Below are 12,307 nucleotides of genomic sequence, written 5' to 3' on the forward strand. Positions count from 1 at the left end.
GAACACCCCATGCAGCTTTCTTCGCTCACTGCGGTTTCCCCTGTTGACGGCCGCTACGCCGGCAAAACCCAGGCCCTGCGCCCTATTTTCAGCGAATACGGTCTGATCCGTGCTCGTGTTCTGGTTGAAGTGCGCTGGCTCCAGCGCCTGGCCGCTCACCCTGGCATCAGCGAAGTGCCGGCGTTCTCCGCCGAAGCCAACGCGGTGCTGAACACCCTGGCGGAAAACTTCGCCCTGGAGCACGCCGAGCGTGTGAAAGAGATCGAGCGCACCACCAACCACGACGTAAAAGCCATCGAGTACCTGCTCAAAGAGCAAGCGGCCAAGCTGCCGGAACTGGCCAAGGTCAGCGAATTCATCCACTTTGCCTGCACCAGCGAGGACATCAACAACCTGTCCCACGCCCTGATGCTGCGCGAAGGCCGTGATGACGTAATGCTGCCACTGATGCGCCAGACCGCCGACGCGATCCGCGAACTGGCAATCCGTTTCGCCGACGTGCCGATGCTGTCGCGCACCCACGGCCAGCCGGCTTCGCCGACCACCCTGGGTAAAGAACTGGCCAACGTGGTGTACCGCCTGGAGCGCCAGATCGCTCAAGTGGCCGCCGTGCCGCTGCTGGGCAAGATCAACGGCGCTGTAGGCAACTACAATGCACACCTCTCTGCCTACCCTGAGATCGACTGGGAAGAAAACGCCCGCGCCTTCATCGAAGACGAACTGGGCCTGGGTTTCAACCCGTACACCACGCAGATCGAACCGCACGACTACATCGCCGAGCTGTTCGACGCGATTGCGCGCTTCAACACCATCCTGATCGACTTCGATCGCGATATCTGGGGCTACATCTCCCTGGGCTACTTCAAGCAGCGCACCATTGCCGGTGAAATCGGTTCGTCGACCATGCCGCACAAGGTCAACCCGATCGACTTCGAAAACTCCGAAGGCAACCTCGGCATCGCCAACGCCCTGTTCCAGCACCTGGCCAGCAAGTTGCCAATCTCTCGCTGGCAGCGCGACCTGACCGACTCCACCGTACTGCGCAACCTCGGCGTGGGCTTCGCTCACAGCGTGATCGCGTACGAAGCCAGCCTCAAGGGCATCAGCAAACTGGAACTCAACGCGCAGAAAATCGCCGCTGACCTGGACGCTTGCTGGGAAGTCCTGGCCGAGCCGATCCAGACCGTGATGCGCCGCTACAACATTGAAAACCCGTACGAGAAGCTCAAAGAGCTGACCCGCGGCAAGGGCATCACCGCTGAAGCCCTGCAAACGTTCATCGACGGCCTGGACATGCCAGCCGCCGCCAAGGCTGAACTGAAACTGCTCACCCCGGCTAACTACATCGGCAACGCTGTGGCCCAAGCCAAACGCATCTGATCGCTGCTTGACCCTTTGAGACGCCCGGCAGCGCCGGGCGTTTTTATTCCCGTCTGAAAAGTGCTTTTTTTCAATAGGTTACACATGAATCCTGATATTCCTCTTCAACTTCTGGGCGGCATTACGGCACGCGAGTTCCTGCGCGACTACTGGCAGAAAAAACCGCTGCTGATCCGCCAGGCCATTCCTGATTTCGAAAGCCCGATTGACGCCGACGAACTGGCCGGCCTGGCGCTGGAAGAAGAAGTCGAGTCGCGCCTGATCATCGAACACGGCGAACGTCCGTGGGAGTTGCGTCGCGGCCCATTCGCCGAAGATGCCTTCAGCGCCCTGCCCGAGCGTGAGTGGACCCTGCTGGTGCAGGCCGTCGACCAGTTCGTACCGGAAGTGGCCGAACTGCTGGAAAACTTCCGCTTCCTGCCAAGCTGGCGCATCGACGATGTGATGATCAGCTACGCCGCCCCGGGTGGCAGCGTGGGCCCGCACTTCGACAACTACGACGTGTTCCTGCTGCAAGGCTCCGGCAAGCGCAACTGGAAAATCGGCCAGATGTGCAACTCCGAAAGCCCGCTGCTGCAGCACGCGGACCTGCGCATCCTCGCCGAATTCGAAGAGACCGCCGAATGGGTGCTGGAACCGGGCGACATGCTCTACCTGCCGCCACGCCTGGCCCACTGCGGCGTTGCCGTGGATGACTGCATGACCTACTCCGTAGGCTTCCGCGCCCCGAGCGCGGCCGAAGTGCTGACCCACTTCACCGACTTCCTCAGCCAGTACCTGACTGACGAAGAGCGCTACACCGACGCCGATGCCCAGCCAGTCAGCGACCCGCACCAGATCCAGGGCGACGCCCTCGACCGCCTGAAGAGCCTGCTGGCCGAGCACATGAGCGACGAGCGCATGCTGCTGACCTGGTTCGGCCAGTTCATGACCGAGCCGCGCTACCCGGAACTGGTTGCCGGCCCGGAAGTGGAAGAAGAAGACCTGCTGGGCAGCCTGCAAGACGGCGCCGTGCTGATCCGCAACCCGAGCGCCCGCCTGGCCTGGTCCGAGGTGGACGACGACCTGCTGCTGTTCGCCAGCGGCCAGAGCCGCCTGTTGCCGGGCAAGCTGCGCGAACTGCTGAAATTGGTCTGCGCCGCTGACGCACTGCACATCGACAACCTCGGCCCATGGCTGGCGGATGAAGATGGCTGCGCCCTGCTGTGGGAACTGGTCAAGCAAGGAAGCCTGGGGTTCGCCGATGAATAAGATTCACGTAAGTGTCGCGGACTGGCAAAAGGATATCGCCGAGATACGGCGCATTCGTGAAGCGGTTTTTATCGCTGAACAATCGGTTCCACCGGAACTGGAATGGGACGCTGACGACGCGGGTGCCGTGCACTTCCTCGCGTTCGAAGGCGACTTTCCTATCGGCACCGCCCGCTTGCTGCCTAGCGGCGAGATCGGGCGCGTGTCGGTCCTCAAGGACTGGCGCGGGCTGAAGGTGGGCGACAAGCTGATGGAAGCGGTGATCGGTGAAGCCGAGAAACGCGGCCAGACCCGGCAGATCCTTAGTGCACAGGTCCATGCGGCGCCGTTTTACGAGCGCCTGGGCTTCAAGATTGTCAGCGAAGAGTTCCTGGAAGTCGGGATTCCTCACGTTGATATGGTGCGCGAGGGCTGACTTTAAACCGAGTCGCTCCCATCGCAGGCAAGCCAGCTCCCACAGGAGAATGCATTCCAAATGTGGGAGCTGGCTTGCCTGCGATAGCGGTATCAGCAACACCCCAAAAGGCCCTGCCATCCACCGATGCCGGGGCCTTTTGCCGTCCAGGATTCAACTTGCACCCCGCCAGGCCGACAAACTGGCACTATCCAGCCTAAATGACTCGCAGAGATAACGGACATGTCCCTACGCACCCTGCTCACCACATTACTGTTAGCCACCAGTTTCTCGGTGATCGCCGCCACCGAAGTCGTGCCCTTGAGCAACCGCACCAGCGCCGACCTGCTGCCGGTGGCGCAGAATTTTATCGGCAAGGACGGCACCGTCAGCGCCTACGGCAACCAACTGATCGTGAACGCCGAGCCGGACAAGATCCAGGGCCTGCGCGCCCTGCTCTCGCAACTGGACACGCCTTCCAGGCGCCTGCTGATCACCGTCGACACCAAAGAGAACAATCAGCAAAGTAACGGCAACAACCAAACCCAGGTCATCACCTACAGCACCGAAAGCCGCGACGGTGGGATCCAGCAGATTCAGGCCAGCGAAGGCGTGCCCGCGCTGATCCAGGTTGGCCAAAGCGTACCGCTCACCACCACTCAGCCTGATGCTTACGGTCGCCCGCAAAACCAAACGCAATATCGCAACGTCACCCAGGGCTTCTATGTCACCGCCAGCGTCACCGGCGAGACCGTGCACCTGAGCATCAGTACCAATCGTGACCGCATGAGCCAGGAACGTCCTGATGTAGTGAACGTGCAAAGTACCGACACAACTGTCAGCGGGCGCTTGGGCGAGTGGATCACCCTGGCCGGGGTCAATCGCCAGACTCAGGCCGACAAAAGCACTGCAACCCGCAGCTACTCTACTCAGGGGCGTGATGACCTGACCTTGCGGGTCAAAGTCGACACCTTGAACTGAAGCACCAAAAACTGACTGACGAGTCGTATTAGACTAAAGATGTAGTGCCTAAAAAAAAGCACTACAAAACATTTGACGATCCAAAAAAGCATGGGCATGATGGCCTCGCTCCCGCTAATCAGGGGCCCTGGCAAGGGCCTTCGGATCGTCGCTCTAAGTTACTCACCTGAGCCGATTCGTGTCTGTACCGCCCACAAGGTGTGTTTGACGAGGTTGCGACTGGAACGAAGTTGTCCTGAGGGACGGAAGCTAACCAGGTAACCCGGCACTACACTGATGGATCGTACAAAGGCCCACGACGCCCGAAGACTGTTCGCAGTTCGCCCTTACCTGCCCAACTCCCCCCTCTCGCTGCTCGTTCATCCAGTCGCCTCCCCCGCCGAACCTGACTTGACCGCCTAAGCTTCTGATCAGCGAGCAGCCATAACCACGCACTTACTACGTGGCTGGCAAATGGAATTCTCCACCCAGACCTATGCGACGAGGTTTTTCCCCATGGCACTGACACGCGAACAGCAAATTGCAGCCCTTGAAAAAGACTGGGCCGAAAACCCACGCTGGAAAGGCGTGACACGCGCTTATTCCGCTGCTGACGTCGTCCGCCTGCGTGGCTCGGTTCAACCTGAGCACACTTTTGCAAAACTCGGCGCCGAGAAGCTGTGGAAGTTGGTCACCCAGGGTGCCAAGCCGTCCTTTCGCCCAGAGAAAGATTTCGTCAACTGCATGGGCGCCCTGACTGGCGGCCAGGCTGTGCAGCAAGTCAAGGCCGGTATCCAGGCGATCTACCTGTCGGGCTGGCAAGTGGCTGCGGACAACAACTCCGCCGAATCCATGTACCCGGACCAATCGCTGTACCCGGTGGACTCGGTGCCAACCGTGGTCAAGCGCATCAACAACTCGTTCCGCCGCGCCGACCAGATCCAGTGGAAAGCCGGTAAAGGCCCGGGTGACGAAGGCTACATCGACTACTTCGCGCCGATCGTTGCCGACGCTGAAGCCGGTTTCGGCGGCGTACTGAACGCCTATGAACTGATGAAAAGCATGATCGAGGCAGGCGCTGCCGGCGTTCACTTTGAAGACCAGCTGGCGTCGGTGAAAAAATGCGGCCACATGGGCGGCAAGGTACTGGTTCCAACCCAGGAAGCTGTTCAAAAGCTGACGGCTGCTCGTCTGGCGGCTGACGTTGCTGGCACGCCTACCATCATCCTGGCACGTACCGACGCCAACGCGGCTGACTTGCTGACCTCGGATTGCGACCCGTATGACCTGCCGTTCGTTACCGGTGAACGCACCCAGGAAGGCTTCTATAAAGTACGCGCCGGTCTCGACCAGGCGATCGCCCGTGGCCTGGCTTACGCGCCGTACGCCGACCTGATCTGGTGCGAGACTGCCAAGCCGGACCTGGACGAAGCGCGTCGCTTTGCTGAAGCGATCAAGAAGGAATACCCGGACCAACTGCTGTCCTACAACTGCTCGCCTTCCTTCAACTGGAAGAAAAACCTGGACGACGCGACCATCGCCAAGTTCCAGCGTGAATTGTCGGCCATGGGCTACAAGCACCAGTTCATCACCCTGGCGGGCATTCACAACATGTGGCACAGCATGTTCAACCTGGCGCACGACTACGCCCGCAACGACATGACTGCGTACGTGAAGCTGCAGGAGCAGGAATTTGCTGATGCTGCCAAGGGTTACACCTTTGTGGCGCACCAGCAGGAAGTGGGCACTGGCTACTTTGACGACATGACCACCGTGATCCAGGGCGGCACTTCGTCCGTGACTGCGCTGACAGGGTCGACTGAAGAAGAGCAGTTTCACTGAGTGACTGACTGAGTACACGGCCATTGCGGCCCCATGGAAGACCTAACCGCAGTGCCGCACGATCTGACGCCCCGACTGGTTCGGGGCGTTTTTTTTGCGCTGTTTTTAAAGCAGCGTGGGTGTAGGTGGGTTGTGTACATATCCGGTTTTTTTGTTAGGGCTGGTATGGGTTCCGCCCTTACGGCGGGTCACTTTTGAAAGGAGCCCAAAAGTAACCAAAAGGCTCTTGCCCCACCACTCGGCACCTCGCTTAGGCTCGGTGTGCCCTCACGCAGGCTTTGGAGCGTGGGCCGCCGCGATGGGCCATCCTTGGCCCAGCGCGGCTAACCCGGCGTCCTGCCGGGTTACCCACGCTCCAAAGCCTGCGTTCGGCCAGCGTGGTTGACGGGGCGCCCAAGATCAAGATCACAAGCAGATCAAGAACACAGCGGCCTACAGGCCGGCTTGAGTGTTAAAAGCAACAGCAAAATCAAAGGCCGGTACGGTTCAACTGTAGGAGCTGGCTTGCCTGCGATCGCATCACCTCGGTGTACCTGCAAGACCGAGTTGTCTGCATCGCCGGCAAGCCAGCTCCTACAGAAAAAGCAGCTCTGCTTTAGCTCTGGTTTTTGATCTGGTTTCTAACACTCACGCCGGCTTGAGTGTTAAAAGCAACAGCAAAATCAAAGGCCGGCACGGTTCAAATGTAGGAGCTGGCTTGCCTGCGATGGCATCGCCGCGGCGTGTCTGAAAAACCGAGTCGCCTGCATCGCAGGCAAGCCAGCTCCTACGCCTTGCTTTTGCTTCTAACACTCAGGTCGGCTTTCAGGCCGCCGTGCTCTTGCTGTTGACCTTGATCTGCAGGCCCCGTCAACCACGATGGCCGCAAGCAGGCACGGTGTAGCGGGTAAATCGGCAAGGATGCCGATTTAGCCGCGCCGGGCCATGGATGGCCCGTCGCGGCGGCCCGCGGAACCGTGCCGGAGTGCGGGCATGCCGAGCCTAAGCGAGGCACCGAGTGGTGGGGCAAAGACCTTTTGGTTACTTTTGGGGCGTTTGCCAAAAGTGACCCGCTGTAAGAGCGGAACCATAAGAAGCCGTTACCGCAGCAACGGATATGTACACCATCAACCCGCCCCCCCAATCCAAAATTCCGACCAAAACATTGATCCAGAGCGGCATCCCCACCCACAAACTCAGTTAAAAGATCCGCTTTACCAACTAGCACCACAGGCACAAGTAACAGCAACTTCCCGCGCCAAACCCCGAACAGCTGTTTAAAACCCACGCAAACAATATTCATTATCATTTAGAGCATGAAAACTTCTTTACAGCTTAAACAAAACATAATTGGTGAAAAGCCCGCTAATGCCCGCCCCACAAGGCCTACAGCCCCAAGAAGGTGCACTATGTCCGTATTCCATCGAATAATTTCGCTATAGGAATTTTACTTGCCCGGTGTTTAGCCATAAAATCACCGCGATTGATTGCGCTGCGACATATCGTCACTGCATCGTTACTTTTTCAAGCTCAGAGACCTTTGCTCTCTGTTAAGGATTTCCAGCATGACCGAAGCGACAGGACTCATGGCCCACAACTGGGGCTTTGCCATTTTCCTTCTCGGTGTTGTCGGCCTCTGCGCCTTCATGCTCGGCGTCTCCAGCCTCCTCGGGTCAAAAGCCTGGGGCCGCAGCAAAAATGAACCGTTCGAATCCGGCATGCTGCCTACAGGTGGCGCCCGCTTGCGGCTCTCAGCCAAATTCTATCTGGTCGCGATGCTCTTCGTGATCTTCGACATCGAAGCCCTTTTTCTCTTTGCCTGGTCTGTGTCCGTCCGCGAAAGCGGCTGGACCGGATTCGTCGAAGCCCTCGTTTTCATAGCAATTCTGTTGGCAGGCCTTGTCTACCTATTTCGAGTGGGCGCCCTTGACTGGGCTCCGGAAGCTCGTCGCAAGCGGCAAGCGAAGCTGAAACAATGAGGCTTTGGCGATGCAATACAATCTCACCAGGATCGACCCGGATGCTCCTAACGAGCAATACCCAATCGGCGAACGCGAAACCGTTTCCGACCCGTTAGAAGACCAAGTCCACAAAAACATCTACATGGGCAAGCTCGAAGACGTGCTGAACGGCGCGGTCAACTGGGGGCGTAAAAACTCCCTGTGGCCGTACAACTTCGGCCTGTCCTGCTGCTACGTGGAAATGACCACCGCCTTCACGGCGCCCCACGACATCGCGCGCTTTGGCGCCGAAGTTATCCGGGCATCGCCGCGTCAGGCGGATTTCATGGTTATCGCCGGAACCTGCTTTATCAAGATGGCGCCGATCATTCAGCGTCTCTACGAGCAAATGCTCGAACCAAAGTGGGTTATCTCCATGGGTTCGTGCGCCAACTCCGGTGGCATGTACGACATCTACTCCGTGGTTCAGGGGGTGGACAAGTTCCTGCCCGTGGACGTCTACGTGCCTGGCTGCCCGCCCCGCCCTGAAGCATTTCTGCAAGGCTTGATGCTGTTGCAGGAGTCGATTGGCAAGGAGCGTCGCCCACTGTCCTGGGTCGTCGGCGATCAAGGCGTGTACCGCGCCGAGATGCCTTCGCAAAAGGAACAGCGCCGCGAACAGCGAATCGCAGTCACCAACCTGCGCAGCCCCGACGAAGTCTGATCCAGAACCGCTTCTTTTATAGAACGAAAACCTGGCTTCATTCTTTACGTTGACCCAAAGCGATAAAAAACCATGACTACAGGCAGTGCTCGACGCATCCCGCCTTATAAGGCAGACGACCAGGATGTGGTCGTCGAACTCAATAACCGTTTTGGCCCTGACGCCTTCACCGCCCAGGCCACACGCACCGGCATGCCGGTGCTGTGGGTGGCGCGTGCCAGGCTTGTCGAGGTCCTGAGCTTCCTGCGCAACCTGCCCAAGCCGTACGTCATGCTCTATGACCTGCATGGCGTGGACGAGCGCCTGCGCACCAAGCGCCAGGGACTGCCAAGCGGCGCCGATTTCACCGTGTTCTACCACTTGATGTCGCTGGAACGTAACAGCGACGTGATGATCAAGGTGGCCCTCTCCGAGAGCGACCTGAGCGTTCCGACCGTGACCGGTATCTGGCCTAACGCCAACTGGTACGAGCGTGAAGTGTGGGACATGTTCGGCATCGACTTCCCGGGCCACCCGCACCTGACGCGCATCATGATGCCGCCGACCTGGGAAGGTCACCCGCTGCGCAAGGACTTCCCTGCCCGCGCCACCGAATTCGACCCCTTCAGCCTGACCCTCGCCAAGCAACAGCTTGAAGAAGAGGCTGCGCGCTTCCGTCCGGAAGACTGGGGCATGAAGCGTTCCGGCACCAACGAGGACTACATGTTCCTCAACCTGGGCCCGAACCACCCTTCGGCTCACGGTGCCTTCCGCATCATCCTGCAACTGGACGGCGAAGAAATCGTCGACTGCGTGCCCGACGTCGGCTACCACCACCGTGGTGCCGAGAAGATGGCCGAGCGTCAGTCGTGGCACAGTTTCATCCCGTACACCGACCGTATCGACTACCTCGGCGGCGTGATGAACAACCTGCCGTACGTGCTCTCGGTCGAGAAGCTGGCCGGCATCAAGGTACCGGACAAGGTCGACACCATCCGCATCATGATGGCCGAGTTCTTCCGGATCACCAGCCACCTGCTGTTCCTGGGTACTTACATCCAGGACGTCGGCGCCATGACCCCGGTATTCTTCACGTTCACCGACCGTCAGCGCGCCTACAAGGTCATCGAGGCCATCACCGGTTTCCGCCTGCACCCGGCCTGGTACCGCATCGGCGGTGTTGCCCATGACCTGCCGCGTGGCTGGGAACGTCTGGTCAAGGAATTCATCGACTGGATGCCCAAGCGTCTGGACGAGTACCAGAAAGCCGCCCTGGACAACAGCATCCTCAAGGGTCGGACCATCGGCGTCGCTGCCTACAACACCAAAGAGGCCCTGGAATGGGGCGTCACCGGTGCCGGCCTGCGTTCAACCGGTTGCGATTTCGACCTGCGTAAAGCGCGCCCGTACTCCGGCTACCAGAACTTCGAGTTCGAAGTGCCGCTGGCGGCCAACGGCGATGCCTACGACCGCTGCATCGTGCGCGTCGAAGAAATGCGCCAGAGCCTGAAGATCATCGAACAGTGCATGCGCAACATGCCGGAAGGCCCGTACAAGGCGGATCACCCGCTGACCACGCCGCCGCCCAAAGAGCGCACGCTGCAACACATCGAAACCCTGATCACGCACTTCCTGCAAGTTTCGTGGGGCCCGGTAATGCCGGCCAACGAGTCCTTCCAGATGATCGAAGCGACAAAGGGTATCAACAGTTATTACCTGACGAGCGATGGCGGCACCATGAGCTACCGCACCCGGATTCGTACTCCAAGCTTCCCGCACCTGCAGCAGATCCCTTCGGTGATCAAGGGTGAAATGGTCGCGGACTTGATTGCGTACCTGGGTAGTATCGATTTCGTTATGGCCGACGTGGACCGCTAAGCATGAACAGCACGCTTATCCAGACAGACCGTTTCACCTTGAGTGAAACCGAGCGCTCGGCCATCGAGCACGAGCTGCATCACTACGAAGACCCGCGCGCGGCGTCGATCGAAGCCTTGAAGATCGTCCAGAACGAACGTGGCTGGGTGCCCGACGGCGCGCTCTACGCCATCGGCGAAATCCTCGGCATCCCGGCCAGCGACGTTGAAGGCGTGGCGACGTTCTACAGCCAGATCTTCCGTCAGCCGGTCGGCCGCCACATCATTCGCGTGTGCGACAGCATGGTCTGCTACATCGGTGGCCACGAGTCCGTGGTCAGCGAAATCCAGAGCAAGCTGGGCATCGGCCTGGGCCAAACCACCGCAGACGGGCGCTTCACGCTGCTGCCGGTGTGCTGCCTGGGCAACTGTGACAAGGCGCCGGCGTTGATGATCGACGACGACACATTCGGCGACGTACAGCCTGCTGGCGTCACCCAATTGCTCGAGGGCTACCCATGACCCTGACTTCCTTCGGCCCGGCCAACCTGATCAAGCGTTCGCCCGAGACCCACCCACTGACCTGGCGCCTGCGTGACGACGGCGAAGCCGTTTGGCTCGACGAATACCAGGCCAAGAACGGTTACGCAGCCGCGCGCAAAGCCTTTGCCGACATGGCCCAGGACGACATCGTCCAGACCGTGAAAGACGCAGGCCTTAAAGGTCGCGGCGGCGCAGGCTTCCCCACGGGCGTCAAGTGGGGCCTGATGCCCAAAGACGAATCCATCAACATCCGCTACCTGCTGTGCAACGCGGATGAAATGGAGCCCAACACCTGGAAAGACCGCATGCTGATGGAGCAACTGCCCCATCTGCTGATCGAAGGCATGCTGATCAGCGCCCGCGCGCTGAAAACCTACCGTGGCTACATCTTCCTGCGTGGCGAGTACACCACCGCCGCCAAGCACCTGAACCGTGCCGTGGAAGAAGCCAAGGCAGCCGGGCTTTTGGGCAAGAACATCCTCGGTTCGGGTTTTGACTTCGAGCTGTTCGTGCACACCGGCGCCGGGCGTTACATCTGCGGTGAAGAAACCGCACTGATCAACTCCCTCGAAGGCCGCCGCGCCAACCCGCGTTCCAAACCGCCCTTCCCTGCCGCCGTTGGCGTGTGGGGCAAGCCGACGTGCGTGAACAACGTTGAAACCCTGTGCAACGTGCCGGCAATCATCGGCGACGGCGTGGAGTGGTACAAATCGTTGGCCCGCGAAGGCAGCGAAGACATGGGCACCAAGCTCATGGGCTTCTCCGGCAAGGTCAAGAACCCGGGCCTGTGGGAACTGCCTTTCGGCGTGACCGCACGCGAGCTGTTCGAGGACTACGCCGGCGGCATGCGCGACGGCTACACCCTCAAGGCCTGGCAGCCGGGCGGCGCCGGTACCGGCTTCCTGTTGCCAGAACACCTGGACGCACAAATGTACGCCGGCGGCATCGGCAAGGTGGGCACCCGTATGGGCACCGGCCTGGCCATGGCCGTGGACAACACCGTGAACATGGTGTCGTTGCTGCGCAACATGGAGCAGTTCTTCTCCCGCGAATCCTGTGGTTTCTGCACGCCGTGCCGCGATGGTTTGCCATGGAGCGTCAAGCTCCTGATGGCCATCGAGAACGGCGAAGGCCAGCCCGGCGATATCGAGACCCTGCTGGGTCTGGTCGGTTTCCTCGGCCCAGGCAAGACCTTCTGTGCTCACGCACCGGGCGCCGTGGAGCCATTGGGCAGCGCGATCAAATACTTCCGCTCTGAATTCGAGGCTGGCATCGCACCTGCGCGCGCCGGTGACCTGAATCAGGTGGTAACACCGACCATGGTCGGTGCGTAACGCTTAAAAAGGCGAAGGGTCCGTGCCCTTCGCTTTCTCATGTGCTGACGCCTTGATGGCTGTGTTGATGCACATGAATAACAAGATTCCATTAGCCACGCCCGCTGACACCGGGCCAACGAAGA

The 12,307-nt window shown here is 59.8% G+C and carries 10 protein-coding genes; all 10 read left to right on the forward strand.

All coding sequences use genetic code 11. The annotated features are described in order from the left end of the window. The first annotated feature begins 9 nt into the window (after window positions 1–9). The 10 genes from purB (at window position 10) to nuoF (ending at window position 12,182) form a co-directional block, all read left to right on the forward strand. On the forward strand, window positions 10–1,380 hold the full coding sequence (purB, locus tag RGV33_RS20845; RefSeq protein ID WP_322145922.1) for an adenylosuccinate lyase: 1,371 nt from the start codon (window positions 10–12) through the stop codon (window positions 1,378–1,380). Between the two features lie 84 nt (window positions 1,381–1,464). Next, on the forward strand, window positions 1,465–2,631 hold the full coding sequence (locus RGV33_RS20850; protein WP_322145923.1) for a cupin domain-containing protein: 1,167 nt from the start codon (window positions 1,465–1,467) through the stop codon (window positions 2,629–2,631). Further along, on the forward strand, window positions 2,624–3,046 hold the full coding sequence (locus RGV33_RS20855) for a GNAT family N-acetyltransferase (protein ID WP_322145924.1): 423 nt from the start codon (window positions 2,624–2,626) through the stop codon (window positions 3,044–3,046). Before RGV33_RS20850 ends, RGV33_RS20855 begins: the two co-directional genes overlap by 8 nt. A gap of 222 nt (window positions 3,047–3,268) precedes the next feature. Next, on the forward strand, window positions 3,269–4,006 hold the full coding sequence (locus RGV33_RS20860) for a secretin N-terminal domain-containing protein (protein WP_322145925.1): 738 nt from the start codon (window positions 3,269–3,271) through the stop codon (window positions 4,004–4,006). Between the two features lie 495 nt (window positions 4,007–4,501). Continuing rightward, window positions 4,502–5,827 (forward strand): isocitrate lyase, encoded by a 1,326-nt coding sequence (gene aceA / locus RGV33_RS20865; RefSeq protein WP_088426863.1) that lies wholly within the window; start codon window positions 4,502–4,504, stop codon window positions 5,825–5,827. A 1,544-nt stretch (window positions 5,828–7,371) separates the two neighbouring features. Continuing rightward, window positions 7,372–7,785 carry an NADH-quinone oxidoreductase subunit A gene (locus RGV33_RS20870; RefSeq protein ID WP_003219575.1) on the forward strand — a complete coding sequence of 138 codons (414 nt, stop codon included), beginning with the start codon at window positions 7,372–7,374 and terminating at the stop codon, window positions 7,783–7,785. A 10-nt stretch (window positions 7,786–7,795) separates the two neighbouring features. After that, window positions 7,796–8,470 carry a NuoB/complex I 20 kDa subunit family protein gene (locus RGV33_RS20875; protein ID WP_155583991.1) on the forward strand — a complete coding sequence of 225 codons (675 nt, stop codon included), beginning with the start codon at window positions 7,796–7,798 and terminating at the stop codon, window positions 8,468–8,470. A gap of 72 nt (window positions 8,471–8,542) precedes the next feature. Then, window positions 8,543–10,327, forward strand: coding sequence for an NADH-quinone oxidoreductase subunit C/D (gene nuoC, locus RGV33_RS20880; protein WP_088426357.1), 1,785 nt, complete (start codon window positions 8,543–8,545; stop codon window positions 10,325–10,327). Window positions 10,328–10,329: 2 nt separating this feature from the next. After that, on the forward strand, window positions 10,330–10,827 hold the full coding sequence (gene nuoE / locus RGV33_RS20885) for an NADH-quinone oxidoreductase subunit NuoE (protein WP_322145926.1): 498 nt from the start codon (window positions 10,330–10,332) through the stop codon (window positions 10,825–10,827). Then, window positions 10,824–12,182, forward strand: a complete 1,359-nt coding sequence (gene nuoF / locus RGV33_RS20890) for an NADH-quinone oxidoreductase subunit NuoF (RefSeq protein ID WP_076016757.1) — start codon at window positions 10,824–10,826, stop codon at window positions 12,180–12,182. Before nuoE ends, nuoF begins: the two co-directional genes overlap by 4 nt. Window positions 12,183–12,307 lie beyond the last annotated feature (125 nt).

Source organism: Pseudomonas sp. Bout1, assembly GCF_034314165.1.
Taxonomy (GTDB): domain Bacteria; phylum Pseudomonadota; class Gammaproteobacteria; order Pseudomonadales; family Pseudomonadaceae; genus Aquipseudomonas.